The 19185-nt window shown below is 36.6% G+C and carries 18 protein-coding genes; 6 read left to right on the plus strand and 12 right to left on the minus strand.

Annotated elements, in window-relative coordinates:
- Nucleotides 1-5: 5 nt before the first annotated feature.
- Nucleotides 6-362: an arsenate reductase family protein gene (locus tag IEW94_RS13875; RefSeq protein WP_188654101.1), complete on the minus strand. Its 357-nt coding sequence runs from the start codon at nt 360-362 to the stop codon at nt 6-8.
- 70 nt (nt 363-432) lie between these two features.
- Here IEW94_RS13875 and IEW94_RS13880 point away from each other — a divergent pair, with 70 nt between their 5' ends.
- Nucleotides 433-900 carry a DinB family protein gene (locus IEW94_RS13880; protein WP_188654103.1) on the plus strand — a complete coding sequence of 156 codons (468 nt, stop codon included), beginning with the start codon at nt 433-435 and terminating at the stop codon, nt 898-900.
- On the opposite strand, the gene IEW94_RS13885 is transcribed toward IEW94_RS13880, so the two are convergent.
- On the minus strand, nt 874-1596 hold the full coding sequence (locus tag IEW94_RS13885) for a DUF3298 and DUF4163 domain-containing protein (RefSeq protein WP_188654106.1): 723 nt from the start codon (nt 1594-1596) through the stop codon (nt 874-876). The two genes, IEW94_RS13880 and IEW94_RS13885, sit on opposite strands and share 27 nt — an antisense overlap.
- A gap of 165 nt (nt 1597-1761) precedes the next feature.
- On the minus strand, nt 1762-2592 hold the full coding sequence (locus tag IEW94_RS13890; RefSeq protein ID WP_188654108.1) for a THC0290_0291 family protein: 831 nt from the start codon (nt 2590-2592) through the stop codon (nt 1762-1764).
- Nucleotides 2593-2790: 198 nt separating this feature from the next.
- Between IEW94_RS13890 and gdhA the strand changes: the two genes are divergently transcribed.
- From gdhA to recO, 3 genes are all read left to right on the plus strand, one after another.
- The gene (gdhA, locus tag IEW94_RS13895; RefSeq protein WP_188654110.1) at nt 2791-4134 is read left to right on the plus strand and encodes an NADP-specific glutamate dehydrogenase; all 1344 of its coding nucleotides are present in this window, start codon (nt 2791-2793) and stop codon (nt 4132-4134) included.
- Nucleotides 4135-4257: 123 nt separating this feature from the next.
- Nucleotides 4258-6606 carry a type IX secretion system anionic LPS delivery protein PorZ gene (gene porZ / locus IEW94_RS13900; RefSeq protein WP_188654113.1) on the plus strand — a complete coding sequence of 783 codons (2349 nt, stop codon included), beginning with the start codon at nt 4258-4260 and terminating at the stop codon, nt 6604-6606.
- A complete protein-coding gene (recO, locus tag IEW94_RS13905) occupies nt 6606-7325 on the plus strand; it encodes a DNA repair protein RecO (protein WP_188654115.1) in 720 nt (239 codons plus the stop codon). Before porZ ends, recO begins: the two co-directional genes overlap by 1 nt.
- A gap of 13 nt (nt 7326-7338) precedes the next feature.
- Here recO and IEW94_RS13910 read toward each other — a convergent pair whose 3' ends face one another.
- Nucleotides 7339-9264, minus strand: a complete 1926-nt coding sequence (locus IEW94_RS13910; RefSeq protein ID WP_188654117.1) for a RemA C-terminal-like gliding motility protein — start codon at nt 9262-9264, stop codon at nt 7339-7341.
- Between the two features lie 79 nt (nt 9265-9343).
- Here IEW94_RS13910 and IEW94_RS13915 point away from each other — a divergent pair, with 79 nt between their 5' ends.
- The gene (locus IEW94_RS13915; protein ID WP_188654119.1) at nt 9344-9817 is read left to right on the plus strand and encodes a regulatory protein RecX; all 474 of its coding nucleotides are present in this window, start codon (nt 9344-9346) and stop codon (nt 9815-9817) included.
- Between the two features lie 196 nt (nt 9818-10013).
- On the opposite strand, the gene IEW94_RS13920 is transcribed toward IEW94_RS13915, so the two are convergent.
- From IEW94_RS13920 to IEW94_RS13955, 8 genes are all read right to left on the minus strand, one after another.
- A complete protein-coding gene (locus IEW94_RS13920; protein WP_188654121.1) occupies nt 10014-10505 on the minus strand; it encodes a DUF6646 family protein in 492 nt (163 codons plus the stop codon).
- Between the two features lie 44 nt (nt 10506-10549).
- The gene (locus IEW94_RS13925; protein ID WP_188654123.1) at nt 10550-11425 is read right to left on the minus strand and encodes a cupin-like domain-containing protein; all 876 of its coding nucleotides are present in this window, start codon (nt 11423-11425) and stop codon (nt 10550-10552) included.
- Nucleotides 11426-11613: 188 nt separating this feature from the next.
- Complete coding sequence (gene bioB, locus IEW94_RS13930) at nt 11614-12708, minus strand: biotin synthase BioB (protein WP_188654125.1); 1095 nt, start codon at nt 12706-12708, stop codon at nt 11614-11616.
- Between the two features lie 50 nt (nt 12709-12758).
- Nucleotides 12759-13916 carry a beta-ketoacyl synthase N-terminal-like domain-containing protein gene (locus tag IEW94_RS13935; protein ID WP_188654127.1) on the minus strand — a complete coding sequence of 386 codons (1158 nt, stop codon included), beginning with the start codon at nt 13914-13916 and terminating at the stop codon, nt 12759-12761.
- A 22-nt stretch (nt 13917-13938) separates the two neighbouring features.
- Nucleotides 13939-15204 (minus strand): adenosylmethionine--8-amino-7-oxononanoate transaminase, encoded by a 1266-nt coding sequence (gene bioA, locus IEW94_RS13940; RefSeq protein WP_188654129.1) that lies wholly within the window; start codon nt 15202-15204, stop codon nt 13939-13941.
- Nucleotides 15201-15809, minus strand: a complete 609-nt coding sequence (bioD, locus tag IEW94_RS13945; RefSeq protein ID WP_188654131.1) for a dethiobiotin synthase — start codon at nt 15807-15809, stop codon at nt 15201-15203. The genes bioA and bioD overlap by 4 nt, the downstream gene beginning before the upstream one ends.
- Complete coding sequence (locus IEW94_RS13950) at nt 15806-16186, minus strand: putative signal transducing protein (protein WP_188654134.1); 381 nt, start codon at nt 16184-16186, stop codon at nt 15806-15808. Before IEW94_RS13950 ends, bioD begins: the two co-directional genes overlap by 4 nt.
- Complete coding sequence (locus IEW94_RS13955; RefSeq protein ID WP_188654136.1) at nt 16179-17336, minus strand: aminotransferase class I/II-fold pyridoxal phosphate-dependent enzyme; 1158 nt, start codon at nt 17334-17336, stop codon at nt 16179-16181. Before IEW94_RS13955 ends, IEW94_RS13950 begins: the two co-directional genes overlap by 8 nt.
- Nucleotides 17337-17375: 39 nt before the next feature.
- Between IEW94_RS13955 and IEW94_RS13960 the strand changes: the two genes are divergently transcribed.
- Nucleotides 17376-19163 (plus strand): M61 family metallopeptidase, encoded by a 1788-nt coding sequence (locus tag IEW94_RS13960; protein WP_188654138.1) that lies wholly within the window; start codon nt 17376-17378, stop codon nt 19161-19163.
- Nucleotides 19164-19185: the final 22 nt, after the last annotated feature.

Genomic DNA, 19185 nt, shown 5'->3' on the forward strand with positions numbered 1-19185 from the left:
AGCCATCAATTTTGATGAATAAATTGTTTTGCTTGCTCCACAACACGTTTGGAATTTCCAATAAAAATGTGGTCATCAGCAATAATAACTGGGCGGCTTAAAAAGGTATAATGATCTAGAATATAGTGTTTGTAATCACGTTCTTCTAGGGCTTGGTTTTTCAAATCCATTTCCTTGTACAGCTTTGAGCGTTTACTGAACAAGGCCTCGTAACTACCGGCCAATTGCTTCATTTCATCCAATTGTTTAACGGTTATTTCATCAGTTTTGATGTCCTGTAAATTAAATTCTGGCGGCAGGTTTAAATCTTTTAAAATTCTTTGGCAAGTACTACACGTTTTTAAATAATATACTTTTTTCATGATTTTGAAATTTAAAAACAAAATAAAGCATTAATACCATTTAAACTATATTTACAAAAAAAATTATATCATGGCATTTACTTTTGAAGTGTTAAAAAACACGAGGGCATTTTTTAAGCAGTTTATTGAAGCAAATTCGTTGGAAGATTTAAACAAAGTGCCCAAAGGATTTAATAATAATATCATTTGGAATATTGGCCATATTGTTGTGACCGAACAATTGTTGGCTTATAGGTTATCAGGATTACCCGTAATGGTAAGTGATAAGTTGGTTGAAGCCTACAAAAAAGGAACAAAACCCCAAGGAGATGTTGATCAGGAAGAAGTGAATGAAATAGCAACTTTGCTATTTTCCACAATCAAAAGAACGGAGGAAGATTATAACAACAAGGCGTTTAAAAACTTTACGCCTTACACCATTTCTACAACAGGAAACACCCTAAACACCATTGATGAATCCCTACAGTTTGTTTTGTTTCATGAAGGGATACATTTAGGATATGTCTTGGCCTTACTGCACGCCATCAAAAACCAATAGGGAATTTACTTCATCATATGGAATGGTAAATTCTATAACGCCTGTTGAATAAGGGGCAATTTCATAAGTGTTGTACAATAAAGTAATACCTTTTTCAGAATAACCTATATTGGAGGGAAGCACAAATTTTTCAGGGTCAAAGAGTATCTTTTTGTAATCAACTTGCTTTTGAAAATATGCTTTGGCAAGCTTGTAAAAAGCATCCTTATCATTGAACAAATCGGAATTTGAAATGATTTTGCCTGTTTGTGCATTAAAGTTAAAAAAAGTAATCGTTAAATTTCCGTGAGCACCACCTGTATTCATATAGGATGTCAATGCGATACTTATGATATTTTCAGACTGGTACATAATATCGCCATCTATTTGGGCTTCCCAAGGATAGGCACTATCAGGAAAATCATGTTGAAAAGCTTCAAATTCTTTATTAAACCCATTAATGCTTTCTTTTATGGAATGGAATGAAACGGTATCAACCTCACCAATCTGTAAATCAGCTATCACACTCTTTTCAATAGAGGAATTGATGGCATTAGCAATGGTTTTGTTTCCTTCGGCCATTGGAATATTTACCTCAACCATAGGTGAATCGCCATCAGAAAAATTGACTTCTTTAAAAGTAATAAGCGGTTCTTCTTTACAGGCTATGAAAGAAAGACAACAACACAAAATATAGATACAACGTTTTAAATACATAATACAACATTAACAGGCATTAAAGGTAAATATTGCATTTGAATGCACCCAATGATATGAATAAATTATAAATTGAAATTGAATATAAAGTGGGGTAAAAATCAAGGGAATGTTTTATAGAAACACAAGTTATAAGGTTTCTTGTTTAATGATTTGGAAAAGGGTTTAATTTAAGTAGTAAATATAACCAACATTTAGCCATACCAACCAATCATTGCTTTTGTTGTAACCTCTCCAATTGTGGTTCAAGCCATCAACCCAGTCGCTAAAATAGTATTGCCATCTTAAATCAAGCATTAAATCTGACAGCTTGTTGAGTTTATAACGAATCCCAACACTGGTTACGGTAGACCAAGTGCTGCCACTTTGTTCACTAATTGGGTAAGGATCAACGCCAGGTGTATAATTATCAAACCAATGAGAGTAAAAATTAGATTGGTCATAAATATCGCCGTAGGCATTAGGATCTGGATTGTTATAAGTTGTGCTAACTTTTGGGTTGAATGATGTATAATGAATTCCCAAACTAACAAAAGGGGCAATCCTATATCCAAATGATTGAAATGAACGAATGCTTAATGGAAAAAACTCCAATTGAGTACCAATATCAAAATTTTCTGCAACGCCTTTGTGGGCTCTAAGTTGGTCGGCTTCAACAGTAGTTCTGTTTGGTGCCACCCAAGTTCCTAGATGTTCCAGATTTGTTTTGTTCCAAGATATTTCATTCCGTAATTTAAAATGATCATTAAAATAAGTATCTGTTGTATAACAACTACAATCTGCTCTGTATGCAAAATTTATGTAGTGGACAATACCAATGCCAAAACCAGAATTGCCAAAGTTGGTCTTTGTTTCATTACGGCTTCCAAAATCTGACCGAAATTCCAAGGGACCAGCAATAATGCCAATTTCATGTGAGAACCCTAATTGAGAATATGCTGCCTGTGTCAATACAAACAAGAAAAAAGCAGTAGCTAAATGTTTCAAGTTAAGCATAATAAGGGTTGTTTTTTGAGGCATTATTAAGACAAATATATAAAAACAGAGTCAACAAACAAACAAATATAAATTTGCGAAGAAAAATCAAAATTATTAATTGCGAAATTCAAAAAAAAACAGCTTATTTTTTAAAGATATCGTATATTTGTAGCATTAAATTGTATAGTTTTTAATTTTTAACACAAATTTGAATACATGAAAAGTAATATTGAAGCATTTTTAGATCTTGTAAAAGAACGAAATGGTAATGAACCAGAATTTTTACAAGCTGTTGAGGAAGTTGCTGAAACAGTAATTCCTTACATTGTACAACACGATATATATTATGGGAAGAACATTTTACTGAGAATGGTTGAACCAGAACGTGTTATTACATTTAGAGTATGTTGGGTAGATGATTCTGGTGAAATTCAGGTTAACAGAGGGTATAGAATTCAAATGAATTCGGCCATCGGTCCCTACAAAGGCGGATTGCGTTTTCATCCAACTGTTAACATGAGTATTTTAAAGTTTTTAGCTTTTGAACAAGTATTTAAAAACAGTTTGACTACGCTGCCTATGGGTGGTGGAAAAGGAGGAAGTGATTTTGATCCTAAAGGGAAAAGTGATGGTGAAATCATGCGTTTCTGCCATTCGTTTATGAGTGAACTGTTCAGACATATTGGTGCCAATACTGATGTGCCAGCTGGTGATATAGGTGTAGGAGCCAGAGAAATAGGTTTCCTTTTTGGAATGTACAAAAAACTACGAAACGAATTTACTGGCGTGTTAACCGGTAAAGGATTGTCTTGGGGTGGATCGTTAATTAGACCAGAAGCCACAGGATATGGAACGGTTTATTTTGCTGAAAGCATGTTAAAAACCAAAGGGGAAAGCCTTAAAGGCAAAAATGTAGTGGTATCAGGGTCAGGTAACGTAGCGCAATATGCTGCCGAGAAAAGTATTCAATTAGGAGCTAAGGTGTTAACACTTTCAGATTCTTCAGGATATATTTATGACTCAGAAGGAATAGACGAAAAAAAATTAGCTTATGTAATGGAGCTTAAAAATGTAAAAAGAGGCCGTATAAGCGAATATTTAGAAGAATATCCCAACGCAAAATTTGTTAAAGGAAAAACACCATGGGAAGTCAAGTGTGATATTGCATTGCCATGCGCAACCCAAAATGAACTTCATGAAGCTGATGCGAAAATGCTTTTAAACAATGGATGTATCTGTGTGAGTGAAGGTGCTAATATGCCGTCCACGATTGATGCAGTACACACATTCCAAAAAGCAAAAATACTATATGCACCAGGAAAAGCATCCAATGCTGGAGGTGTTGCCACATCTGGTTTGGAAATGACTCAAAACTCTTTGCGATTCAATTGGACAAGAGATGAAGTTGATTTAAAACTTAAAGAGATAATGGCCAACATCCACGATTCTTGTATTAAATATGGAAAAGAAGATGACGGTTATGTGAATTATGTTAAAGGCGCAAATATAGCTGGATTTGTTAAAGTAGCCGATGCCATGTTGGCACAGGGTATTGTTTAATCAATAAGTTTAATTTTTTTTAAAAGGCTTCCTGATTTCAGGAGGCTTTTTTTATTTAATTTATATCATTTTAAAGTAAAACTCGTTAGATATAAATATATTTGAAAGTTTAAAACATCATCTATGTTTAAAAGATTAGCTGTATTTGCAATTTACCTTGTTCCATTTTGTTTTTTTGCCCAAGATTTTTCAGCGTTATGGACTGGATATTTCTCATTCTATAATATCAAAGATGTTGTACAGGGTAATAATAAAATTTATGCTGCTGCAGAAAATGCTGTGTTTAGTTATGACACACAAACTAACGAAATAAAGGAAATTACTACTATCAACGGCTTGTCAGGCGAACAAATTTCGACTATTTATTACAGTGAAGCCTATCAATTGTTGATGATAGGTTATGAAAATGGGCTGATTGAAATAGCCTTTGATAATGGTGATAATGTACTTACGGTTGTTGATATTATTGATAAGCAAACCATTCCTCCAACAAGTAAACGAATCAACCATTTTAATGCTTATGGGAACTTGGTTTATATTGCAACCAATTATGGAATATCTGTGTTTGACTTAGATAGATTGGAATTCAAGGACACCTATTTTATAGGTGATTTGGGCATTCAGACTAAGGTTTTACAAACAACAATTTTTGGAGATTATATTTATGCTGCTTGTCAAGATGGTAATGGACTTAGAAAGGCACTTGTTTCTGATCCTAATTTAATTGATTACAAAAGTTGGCAAACGGTTACATCAGGTGATTTTGTGGCAGTTGAGACTGTTCAAGACCAACTGTATGTGGTTAGAACCAATAGAAGGCTATATCAAGTAACTAATGATGTTTTAACAGAAAAAATATTATATAACAATCCTCCATTAGATGTTAAAGCTGTTGAAGCTAATTTGGTTGTCACAACAAAAAGCAATGTATTTGTGTATGATACTAATTTTAATGCCATATCTCAAGCATCGGTAAGTACTGAATACCCAACAACCTATTCTGCAGCAACAATTGTTTCAGGTCAACTTTATATAGGCACAAAAGATTTCGGGGTTTTAAAAACAGCGTTAATCTCTCCTATTGCTTTTGAAGAAGTTCACCCTGAGGGGCCTTTACGTAACAAACCATTTTCAATTAAGGCTACATCCAGCAATTTGTGGGTAACATTTGGTGATTATAATTTGTTTTTTAACCCGTATCCACTGGATAGTTATGGCTTTAGTCATTTTCAAAATGATGAATGGATCAATATTCCATACAGTGAAGTTTTTAATGCTAAGTCTTTAAATGCTATTGCTGTAAACCCTGCCAATGATAGCCAAGTATTTATTAGTTCTTTTTTTAGTGGATTACTAGAAGTTAATGATGATGTTCCAACTATTTTATATAATGAAACAAACAGCGGATTGGAGTCTTTAGTGATTCCTACAGATCCAAGTTATGTAGACGTAAGAGTTGGTCCTACTGCTTTTGATAGTAAAGGCTTTTTATGGTCGGTTTCCAGCCTAATAAACAGCCCGTTAAAATCATATAATCCCAGTAATAATCAATGGGTTTCATATAGTTTCACAGATTTAATACCTAGTGATTTTGGTGGTAACCTTGGATTTGGAGATATTGTAATTGGAGCTGATAATACCAAATGGGTTGGCAGTTATAAATATGGACTCATTGGGTTTAATGAAAATGGAGGTAAACCATTATTGAAAAGTCTAAAAGATGAAAATCAAAACATGCCTAATCAATATGTAACCGCATTGGCAATGGACAAGCGCAATCAATTATGGATAGGAACTCTAAGTGGTCTGAGGGTTTTATACAACACCTCTGGGTTTTTTACGGATGATAATGTGCAAGCAGATGACATTGTTATCCTTGAAGATGGTATTCCAAAAGAATTATTGTTTGAACAATTTATTTCTGATATAGAAGTTGATGGATCCAATAATAAATGGGTGGGAACCATTGGCTCTGGTATATTTTATTTGTCCTATGATGGCCAAAAAACCATTTACCATTTTACTAGGGACAATTCTCCGTTACCTTCAAATAACATAAACGATATCTCCATTGATGATACAACTGGTGAGGTGTACATAGCAACCGATAATGGTTTGGTATCTTTCCATTCAGGCGGATCTAGCCCACAGGACAATTTACAAAACGCTTATGCCTACCCCAATCCGGTGCGGCCAAATTTCAATATCGTTGATGAAAAGGTAAAAATCAAGGACATCTCAGAAAACGTCAATATTAAAATAACCGATATTGAAGGCAATTTAGTGGCCGAGGCACAATCAAGAACCAACTTGCGCTACAATGGTTACAACCTTGAAATTGATGGTGGCACAGCCTATTGGAACGGTAAAAACCTCGCCAATAATGTAGTCGCTTCAGGTGTTTATTTGGTCATGTTGTCCGATTTGGACACCTTTGAAACACGGGTATTGAAATTAATGATAATTAGATAATGGTCATTACCACACAGGCCATTGTGCTTTCAAAATTGCGCTATCGTGACAACGACCTCATTGTAACATGTTATACCCAACAACATGGCGTATTGAGTTTTTTGCTAAGAGGTGTTTTAAAAAGTAAAAAAGGACTTACCAAAACGGCTTACTTTCAGTTATTGTCACAATTGCAATTGGTTATTGTGTATAATCCAAACCGCTCGTTGCATACCGTAAAAGAAGCCAAACCGCAACATGTTTACAACAGTTTGCATACCCATATTTTAAAAAGTTCAATTGTGATGTTTTTGGCCGAAGTACTTTCAAATACCTTAAAGGAAGAAGAACAAAACCAAACGCTGTACAGTTACCTAGAAACCACTTTGCTTTGGCTGGACGCTCATCAAGAATGCTCAAATTTTCATTTGTTGTTTTTGCTGAAACTAACAAAATATCTAGGGTTTTATCCAGAGAGCACACCTATACAGCATACCTTTTTTAATTTGCAGGACGGCACATTTGAGGCATCACAAAACAGTAAATACACCATTTCTGGTGATGAACTCAACATACTAAAACAATTGTTGAATACAACTTTTGAAGACCTGTATCAAGTAAAACTAACATCCAAACAGCGGCAATCGTTTTTAAACATTATGCTACAGTATTATGAACTGCATTTGGGTACCTTTAAAAAACCAAAGTCCCTACAGGTACTCAATGAAGTTTTCAACTAAAACTTAACCCAAGCTATTTTAAAATGCCTTTTTTGGTAATTGATGAACCGTTTGAAAGCTTGACTTTGGCAATAAATACGGCGTTTTTCAACTTAGGTAGATTATAGGTTTCCTCATTATGGCTGCCGCTTAATGCATATAATTGTCTGCCCAATAAATCAAATATAGAAACCGTTTTGATGGTCAAATTGCTGGACGCTTTAAAGCGCACCTGAGAATCACCAATCTGTGAAATTTTTAAAGCGCTGTCATCCAAATTAAAATCATCGGTTGCTAAAGCCTTGTTGCTAAACACAATTTCAAAACGCTTGTTAAATTCACCAACCTCTGAGGTAAATGTATAATCACAGCTTGTTAAATCATGTAAGGTATTGGTAAGGTTGTCTTTTAAATAAATAGGGTTGTTTGTTAAAAAACCACCTTCTTTTTTGGCAACGGACAAGGTGTAAAGTGTGGGCACATCAATACTGGTTTTAAAGCCAAGGTTAATAACCTCGTCTGTATTGATACTGCTGGCCGCTTTGCCTTGAATGGCAAATTTTTTGTTGGAGTCTTCAATGGTTGTATATAAAATAGCTGAAGTTCCAGCCGATACATTTTTTGGCGCATCATAATACATACCATCATCCATGTTAGTTGCATTATTTAGGTATGCGATACATGTTTGATTAAACACGCCATTATCGGAGATTAAATTAACCCATAATTTATTGGCTGAACTAGTGCCTTTTGTATTTGAACTTTTAAAGAACTGGCTATTATCGGTTGCACCTTTTACACGCATAGAATTATTAAAAACAACATCAGAGGTCCAGATATCACCTCCAATATTAGTTCCTCCAGAATTAGACATAGCCACAAAAAAGGCTTGACCAGAAGGGATATATCTATTAGGAGTGAGGCCATCACCACCAGCGATTTCACTAGCACCATTGATAACAGCATAATCACCATCTGAAAAGTTATAGGCTTGATTTCCGTTCGCCGTACTTGAAGGCGCAGTGTTTTGTGACCAAAAGAAGATAGCTCCAGTTGAAGATTTTGTGCTCACAACATTTTGATCCACTTCTGTATTTGCCGCCAAAAATGAATTAGCACTAATGGCTGATGGGTAAGGATTACCGATTAAATTCCAATTAATATCATTGAGCTCAGAATCATTTCTGTAAATGGTCACAGTAATTATACCATTGTTAAAAGGGCCTTGAAAGTCATAGTCATATCCTACGCCAGGAAAAATAAATACGTTAGGGTCATGAGTAGCTGCATACCCAACACCAGGCTCCATTGTTGTTGTACCATCTACCCATTGCCAGTCATCACCATTATCATCAATATCATCTTGTCCAGCAACTGGAGTGTTATCATTATTACTTTCGGCAGTAGCGTCTAAAAAGTTTTGGGCATTAAACAGATAACGCCTGCTTACTTCTGATTCAAATAAACCATTTCCAATGGTTTCGCCAGAAACAGGTGAACTCCAATACGTATATTCATACCATGCACCTAAAGGAGCAGTAGTTTTTATAACCCTTATTATGCCGTTATCTGTTACGGTTGCTACATCATTAATTTGTACCACAGCCCCATAAGGTTGTACAAAAAATGTACTGCCGGCATCCACTGTAATATCGTTTTGTACTTCAACATAAGTATTGTTTTTTACATCCAAAGTGGCATTATTGGTAACGGTTAAACTACAAGCACCAAAACTTGTTTGGAAACCGCCCACGCTTGTGTCGTAATCACCATTAATAATTACGCTAATGGTGTTTCCAATGGTTGGTACTGTATTTTGGGCTATTCCACCAGTCCAGTTCCAGTTTGTGCCATCCCAAGTGGCTGTTTCTATTCCACATTGCCCAAACCCAAAATTTGCAGCACAAAAAAGTGTGACAACAACAGAGAGCGATTTTATAAGCGTAATTTTTTTAGTCATAATCCTTATTTTTTTAATGAGAGGCGTTTAACAATTGTATTTGTTTTAATGGCTTGTGTGCTTTTAGTACATTTATGGCATGCAAACCAAAAAAACATATACACTACAGGAAGCCACCAAAAAACTGGAGCATTATTGCGCGTACCAAGAACGCTGCCATAAAGAAGTTGTGCAGAAACTTACCAATATGCACATGATACCCGAAGCTATCGATGTGATTGTGGTACATTTGATACAGCTTAACTTTCTTAATGAAGAACGTTTTGCCAAAACATTTGTAAGCGGTAAGTTTAAAATCAAGAATTGGGGTAAACGCCGTTTAGCTTTTGAACTGAAGCAAAAAGACATAAGCAAAGTTAATATAAATCAGGCACTTACAGAAATATCAGACGAGGAGTATATCGGGGTTTTCAATGATTTAGCCGAAAAAAAAGCCCATTCCATCAAAGAAAACAACCTTCTTAAGAAGAAAAAAAAGTTTGTTGATTATTTTTTATATCGTGGCTGGGAATCGCATTTGGTGTATGACAAAGCCAATGAATTGATTAAATAACTGTTAGTTCGAGTGAAATTCTTGAAAAGAATTTTGTATCGAGAACAGATTGAAATGGAGTAACTTCTCGATATAAATTTGCTCGTCATTACGAGGAATGAGGCACGAATGACAAAGTAATCTCTTTATTAGCAGTTCCAGATATTCAATACTTAGCAACTAAGAGATTGCTTCACTACGTTCGCAATGACGTTTATTACAAATTAAAACACGTACCAACGTTTACGGTAAACTGATTGTGCAGTTTTTCAGCAGGGGTTAAAACATCGGTATTGTACTTAGCTATAGGGATATTGAGTTCTGTATAAATTCCAAAACCATCAGTAAAAAAATAACGCGCTCCCAAATGACCGCCAAAGTTTTTAAGGCTGATGCTTAAACCGGGATAGATATCAAAATGATCATCAATATTAATCACATTTCCTAAGTTGGCATTGAAGCGTCCTTTAATATCAATACGGTCACCAAAACTGGCATTTAGAGCATCGTCAACACCAATGGCGTACGAAGACGAAATGCCAATGGATATGTTTTCGCCAAGGCCAAAATCATAGCTTACATTGATACCGTTGGCATTGTTTTGTATATTGGCACCTATTTGAAATTTGTTGTCATTTCTCCCTTGAAACACTTGGGCATTTGCAGATAAGACACTCAGCAATACGATTGCTAAAAATAATTTTTTCATGATTTGGGATGTATATGGTAATTTATTAAATAGCATATTTTTATTTAATTTTTTAGTGCTTGCTGTAGCTTTTTTGCCCTAACAATGGCCTGTTCATTTTTCCAGTCAATCCATTTTTGTCCTTGTATACGTCGCATGGCATTGTCATAATACCGCATAATCAGCAAGTTATAAACCGCTTTGCTAAAGTTTTTTGGGTTTCTGGCTATCGCCCGCAAACTCATGGAAAACCCAGGAGTAATGTAGCGCATATAATGCCAATAACCTTCAGGCATGTATAAAACCTCACCATGATTCAGTTCCGTTTTATAACCTTTGGCTTTTTTAAGCAAAGGCCATTTTTCAAAATCTGGATTGGCAAAATCAATGTCCTCACGTGTTATCAAGGAGTGCGGCACTTTGTACAGGTAGTCATTCTGTTGTTGGTCAAACAAAATAATCTGTTTGGTGCCTTCAAAATGAAAATGAAAAATATTGGCCAAATCAATATCATAGTGCATAAAGGTGTACGAATCCCGTCCACCAAAAAACAACATGGGAAGATCCTTCATCAGGCGCAACCCAAAATCAGGAAACGTAAAATCATCTTGCAACTGGGGAACTTCCTTTAAAATATTCCATAAAAAAATACGGTATCTGGTAGGCTCCTTTTTCAGCAGATCAATGTAATCGGCCATCTTCATTTTAAAATGAGGCTCATTAAAGCCATCCTTATAATCAACAGGCCTATCATCATATAATGGAACGGTGACATCTCCTGCAACCGCCTTCATGTAATCTAAATTCCATTTGCTGTATGCGGGCCAATGGGTAATGCACTGCTCAATAACCACCGGTTTCTGTGGCTTAAAATACTGATTGATAAAGTCGGGCTTAGTTATCGTTTTAACACGAGGGATGTCTTGTAGGTTCAATGCCATCAGCTAAAGTTTGTACTATCAAAGTTAACAAAACGTTACCAAATTTGAAATAGTATGTGGGCGTTTCCTGTTCCTGAAACAAGTTCAGGATACAGGTCGCGCTATACGCTATATCTTTTGTGTTAGTTTACATAAAACTAACACAAAAGCATGCCGCTGCTATCGCTAACGCAAAGCAACAATAAAAATTACTTGACAGCCTTAGCCTTTAGTTTGGCAGCTTCGTTACGTTCTATTTTATGATCAGGGCGCGTCCATTTTGGATTTTCGCCCAAAGGTTGGTATTGTGATTCTGAAGCCTCTACCGTTTGTGGCTGAACCTTTTTTGCAAAGGGCTTTTGTGGTGTTAAACCCAGTTCCTCAAACATCTTCATATCTTCATTCACATCAGGATTTGGAGTGGTCAACAATTTATCACCCGCAAAAATGGAATTAGCGCCTGCAAAGAAACACATGGCTTGCCCTTCTCGGGTCATTTGTGTGCGTCCTGCGCTTAATCTAACTTGGGTTTCTGGCATAACAATACGCGTGGTGGCTACCATACGTATCATCTCCCAGATAGAAACGGGCTCTTCATTTTCTAGAGGTGTTCCCTCAACAGCAACCAAGGCATTAATGGGCACCGATTCTGGCTGTGGGTTCAATGTTGACAAAGACACCAGCATACCAGCTCTGTCTTCTACTTTTTCACCCATGCCAATAATACCACCGCTACAAACCGTAACATTGGTTTTTCTAACGTTATCAATAGTTTGTAAACGGTCTTCAAACCCACGGGTTGAAATCACTTGTTTATAATATTCTTCTGAAGAATCTAAATTATGATTATAGGCATAAAGGCCGGCTTCTGCCAAACGCTTTGCTTGGTTTTCGGTGATCATGCCCAAGGTACAGCACACTTCCATGTCCAGTTTGTTAATGGTACGCACCATCTCCAATACTTGGTCAAACTCTTCACCATCCTTTACATTACGCCAGGCGGCACCCATGCACACACGCGAACTCCCGTTTGATTTGGCACGTAAGGCTTGTGCCTTAACTTGCTGGACACTCATTAAATCATTGCCTTCAACACCCGTATTATAACGGGCTGCTTGCGGACAATAACCACAATCTTCTGAACAGCCCCCCGTTTTAATGGACACCAAAGTACTTACCTGTACGGTGTTTGGGTCATGGTGTAACCGATGAACGGTTGCTGCCTCATATAGCAGTTCCATTAAAGGTTTGTTATATATGTCTAAAATCTCTTCTTTAGTCCAATTGTGTCTTGTCGTGCTCATATATCAAATCGATTTTCTAGGTCAAAAATACTATTAAATAGCTAATAATTTTAAATTTTGTTCAATAATATGCTTACTGCATTACCACCAAACCCAACTGCATTTACCATAATACGTTTAATTGTATTTGGTGCTTTTTGATTCTTTATATATGGAATACCTACAAACTCTTGATGTTGTAACATGAATACAGCCAGTTCTATACTTAAGGAGCCAGAAGCTCCAAACGTATGTCCAATTTTCCATTTGTTAGAGGTTAGGGCTGGTCTATTGTTTTTAAAAACAGTGTCAATGGCATTACATTCTGAAAGATCGCCTTTTATGGTTCCAGGGGCATGCATCACAATCACATCCACATCGTCAGTATTGGTGTCTCCCAAAGCCATACGCATGGATTTTTGAAAACATTTTGCATCGCTTGAAATGGAAATATTATGCTCTAAAATTTCGGTGGCATAGCCTATTCCACTTACAAAAGCCAAAGCATTATCTTTTTTGCCAGCTTCCAAACAGAGCATGGAAGCGCCTTCGCCCAAAACCATCGTGTTTTGCTTTTTATCAAGGTCTAAAGCCCTGCATGGAAACGTATTGTTCTCTCGTGCATATATTTTTAAGGCTTGCATTTGTGCAATGGTAAAAGGCGTTAATGGTGCCTCACTACCACCAACCAAAAATTTTTGGCACATGCCTGAATTAATCCATGCAATACCATTTAACAAGGCGTGCAACGCTGTTGAACAGGTGATGGAATGACTGATTTCTGGCCCTTCAGTTTGTAAATCGTGTGCCACCCAAGAGGAAATGTTTCCCAAAGTAGTAGTAGGCGAACTTAAGGTTTGTGTTGAATTGTTTTTCAGAAAATCATCGTAGTAAGCTTCAAAAAGCTGTGTTGCCCCACGTGAAGAACCAATGTTAATACCAAAGTTATCAGAACCGTTCCAACCAGCTTGTTTTATGGCTTGTCTGGATGCATACATGGCATACAGAACCGTATTGTCAAGTGATTTGTATTTATTGTCTGAATTCCGTAAGGTTTCAATCTCCAGCCTTGCTTCTGTAGGAAGTTCTGCCACTAAAGCGCTTGAATTTCCAAATACTTTTTCAGTAATATAGTGCTGGTTGTTTTGATAGTGTTTCCAGATTTCCTCTGCTGATTTCCCAAGAGGTGATATAGATGCAATAGCTGTTATTGAAATTGGGGTTTTCAAAATTTTTATTTTGATGGCAAAGTTATACTATTTCCAAAGCATCTTCAATTACTTGATAGACTTTCTCTAATTGCTCTTTGGCGATAATGTAAGGTGCCTGGATATAAATAGTGTTTCCTAAAGGTCTTAAAAACACACCATGTTTCATAAAAAAAGAAAACAATTTATCACGCAAATTACCATAGCGGGACATTTCAACATTTAAATCCAATGCAAAAACAACACCTGTTTGTCGTGTTGATTTTACTTTTGGATGAGTTTTTATGTGATTCCCAAATTCTTGGTGTGACGCAATGATGCATTTTATGTTGTCTTGTATTTTTGAGGATTGTAACAATTCCAGACCCGCCAGAGCGGCCGAGCAAGCTAGTGGATTGGCAGAATAAGTATGACCGTGAAACAGGCCTTTACTAATGTCATCACTATAAAACCCATCATAAATGTGTTGTGAGCAGGATGTGATGGCCATTGGTAACAAACCAGCCGTTAGCGCTTTACTTAAGCACATAATGTCCGGTTTGGTATTCATATGTAAAGAGGCAAAATGCTTTCCTGTTTTACCAAAACCAGTCATGACCTCATCGGCTACGGTTATAATATCGTGTTCTTTGCAAAACTGTAATATCAAATCCAGTCCGGTGGCGTCATGCATTTTCATGGCGGCTGCTCCTTGAACCAATGGTTCATAAACAAATCCAGCTACTTTGTTGGTTTTAACAATATCAGCCAACATTTCTAAAACAGCATGATGGTTATGACCGTTTGGTGTTGGAATGCGTTTGACATCCAAAAAGAAATCCTCAAACGGACCGTTATAAACAGATAGGCTAGACACACTCATGGCCCCAAAGGTGTCTCCGTGAAAACCATCCTCAAAAGCAATAAGTGTGTTGCGTTTATCACCTTTGTTAAAATGATATTGCAATGCCATTTTAATGCCTATTTCTACACAAGTTGACCCATTATCACTAAAAAACAGTTTGTTTTGGTTTTTGGGTAAGATTTTGATGAGTTCTTCCGATAGTTTTACAGCTGGTTCATGGGTAAATCCGCTAAACACCACTTGATCCAACTGTTGCATTTGTTGATGCACTCTGTTGGTGATAAATTCATTGCAATGGCCATACATACAGGTGTACCAAGAAGCAATGGCATCAATGTATTCATTACCGTTTTCGTCATACAGCATGCAATCTTTTGCCTTGGTAATAGCAATAGCTTCTGGATGCAACTTGTGCTGCGTTAATGGGTGCCAAAGGTGTTTTTTATCGCGTTCTTGAATGCTCATAATTTGTCTTTAAATAGTTCGGCGTATTCTTTAACCACATTTTTGTCAAAATACGGTTCTTCATCAATACGACCGATAACCGAAACATTGGTCATCTTTTTGATGATATCCTCAGTGGATTTATGTTCGTTTCCACTAAAAATAATGGACACATTAAATCCTTTTTCTTTTAATAAATTAACGGTTAACAAGGTATGGTTAATACTTCCCAAATAGTGTCTGGAAACCACAATGACCTTGTAGGTTGGCTTTATGATATCCAAAATGGTTTGCCGCTCATTCAACGGTACCAATAATCCACCAGCGCCTTCAATGACCAAATTGTTTTTTGTTTTAGGTTTCTGTATTTGTTTCAAGTCTATTTCAATTCCATCAATTTTGGCAGCAGCATGCGGACTCATAGGTGTTTTTAACGCATAACTGTTGGGGTGGAATTTTGTTTTTGAATTGGACACCAGTTTTTCAACTTTATGTGTATCAGAATGGTCTAAATCTCCTGCTTGAATGGGTTTCCAATAATCGGCCTGTAAGGCTTCAACCAATATGGCTGATGCTACAGTTTTGCCAACTTCTGTGGAGATTCCCGTGACGAAATAGGTATTCATTTAAAAATGGTTTTACAATGATTACATATATGTTTTGACTTTTCAAAAAAGGGGAAAAGCATATAAAAAATATTTTTTCGATTTGGTGGGGCTGTTAAAATACGCGTGGAATGACAATTGGGGCAGTAAATATCGTTGCCATTTTTGTCTTTGTGATAGGGTCTTACCTCATCGTATACTTCAATGGCTTTGTCTAAATCCTGGTTATGGACCAAAAGCTTAACACCACCAATGGCTAGGCTAATCAATGGGTCTGAATCAATTGTTTTTTCATCAGCCAACATAGTTCTTATGTTTTCCGATTCCAATTTGGATTTTATGATTTGCGCCTCCGTGGAATATTCAAAAACAGCCAAGACGGTATAATTGTCATTCATCTAGTTTATGTTTTGATACAAAAGTAGCCAACAACTGCAAGACTTTGGTAATTTCTTCTTTTGAATTAAAAGTGTGTAAACAAAAACGCAGTCGCTCTTCTCCTTTAGGAACCGTTGGTGATAAAATAGGTTTGACATCAAATCCTTGTTCTTTAAGTTTTTGGGAAATGGCTTTTACCGTATCGTTCCCCGAAACCACGCAGCAATGAATGGCCGAATGACTATCAATAAAATAATCTTGGAGCTTGTTTTTTATAACCTCACTTTTAAAAAACGATATGTTTTGATGTAACTGTATTCTGTTTTCAGTTTCAATTAATTTATGATAAGCAGCATGTATGGTTGCCAATGAATGTGGAGGCAATGCCGTGGTGTAAATAAAACTACGTGAAAAGTTAACCAAGTATGCTTTAAGATCCTTATTTGTAAGAATGGCAGCACCATGACAGCCCAAGGCTTTTCCAAAAGTTACCAAACGCGCAAACACTTGGTTTTCCAATCCTAATTCTTGAATAAGCCCAACGCCATGATTACCAAACACACCAACGGCGTGTGCTTCGTCTACAATAAAATATGCTTGATGGGTTTTGCAAAGTTGGGACATGGCTTTTAAATCTGGCGAATCACCATCCATAGAGAATACAGATTCAGTAACCACATAAACATTGATGTCATGCTGAACTCGTTTCAGCATCTCACTGAGGGATTCTAAATCATTATGCTTAAACTTGTAAGCCTTGGCATGGCTCATTGCAATACCATCACGAATGGACGCATGGATATATTCATCGTATAAAATAATGTCACCACGTTGCGGTACGCTTGAAAAGAAGCCAATATTGGCATCATAGCCCGAATTAAAAATCAAGGCTGACTCGCTGTTATGAAAATCTGACAGAATGGTTTCCAAAATAGGATACAATGGATGGTTTCCAGAAAGCAAACGAGACCCCGTAGCACCGTTCTGTTTTATGTTATGGCTCATTAAAAAGTCATGTGCTGCATCGAAGATGCTTTCTGATTTTGCAAATCCCAAATAGTCATTTGAAGAAAAATCTACCAAACTGTTTTGTTTGCCAAGTTGCCGTAAGGCATTAGCCGCTTCTCGGTCTTTAAGTTTGGATTTTAACTTTTTCGGCAAATGGTTCATAATACAAAAATACTATCTTAGTCGCTTAAATTTTTACCCATGAACAGATTTCTTTTTTGGTTTCTCTGCATTTTTGTTAATTATACACTCACGGCTCAAGTATCTTCGTCTTATTTCATTTCATTTAAAAATGCTGTGCATCACGAAGCGTTTGTAACGGCAACATTTAAAAATTTAAAACCGAATGATGTTGAGTTTAGGATGAGCAGAAGTTCGCCTGGTCGTTATGCCTTGCATGAATTCATGAAAAATGTCTATGATTTAAAAGTTACTGACGGTAATGGTAATGCGCTGGATGTTTCAAGACCCGACCCGTACTCTTGGAAGGTGAATCATCATGATGGCACTATTAAAGTAAGTTATATTTTGTTTGGAAATATGGGAGACGGCACCTATTCCCAAATTGATGAAACCCACGCGCACCTTAACATGCCTGCCACATTTATGTACATGCCCAATTTGCAAAACCAAGGCATTGAAGTAACATTTAATGTACGAGACGATTTGAAATGGAAAGTCGCTACCCAATTAAAACATGTTGATGGAAACACCTATTATGCAAAAGACCTTCAATATTTTATGGATAGCCCTACCGAAATCAGTAATTATAGTGTACGTTCTTTTGATGTGGATGGGCAAACCATAAATTTTGTATTGCACCACAATGGAACTGAGGCTGAGTTGGATGCCTATTTTGAAAAAGTAAAGAAAATCGTCTTACAGGAACAAAAAGTTTATGGCGAATTACCTTCGTATGATTATGGCACCTATACGTTTTTGGCGTGCTATGTTCTTAATGCATCAGGTGATGGGATGGAGCACCGTAACTCTACCATCATAACATCAACAACCAGTTTGGCCAATGGAGGTATGGATGGCAATATAGGAACAGTAGCCCATGAATTTTTCCATTGTTGGAATGTTGAACGCATTCGTCCACAATCGTTGGAGCCTTTTAAGTTTGACCAAGTTAATATGAGTGGCGAACTGTGGTTTGCCGAAGGCTTTACTAGCTACTTTGATGATTTGTCGTTGTGTCGGGCAGGACTCATAAGCCAAGAAGCTTATATAAAAGGGTTGATAGGAACCTTCAATTATGTCTGGAATTCACCTGGGCGACAGTTTTTCAATCCCATTGAGATGAGTTACCAAGCGCCGTTTGTGGATGCCGCCCGCTCGGTAGATCCGGTCAACAGAGTCAACACGTTTGTTTCGTATTATTCGTATGGTAGCATGCTTGGTCTTGCGTTAGATTTATCCTTACGTGAAAACGGATTAAATCTTGATGATTTTATGAAAATGATGTGGACCCGTTTTGGAAAACACGAACAGCCCTACACCGTTACGGATTTGCATAACACACTGAATGCCTATGCAGGTAAAGATTTTGGCGATTATTTTTTCAATCATTATATCTACAAAAATGAGATGCCCGATATGAAGCGATTATTGAACAATGTAGGCGTGTCTTTAACGCAAGACCAAAACAATGTGTCTTTTGGGGCTACTATTGTACATGGAATAATTTCACAAAACACCATTATGGGCTCATCGGCTTATAAAGCAGGTTTAGACAATGGAGATAAAATCATAAAAATAGGGGATACCGTAATAAATGATTCAGTGGATGTTAATTCTATTTGGAATACATACCAACCCAATGACCAAGTACCAATAGTTTTTGAACGTTTTGGAAAAACTCAAGAAACAACGGTTGTTTTACAAGCCAGTAATGTCTATAATCTAAGTTTGTTTGAAACCAATAATCTAGCACTGGATAAAAAGAAGCAGAAAATGCGTGATGCTTGGCTACAAACTAAAAAATAATTAAAAAATATTATTGTTTATC

Origin of the sequence: Yeosuana aromativorans, from assembly GCF_014646655.1 — a bacterium.
Lineage (GTDB): Bacteria > Bacteroidota > Bacteroidia > Flavobacteriales > Flavobacteriaceae > Yeosuana > Yeosuana aromativorans.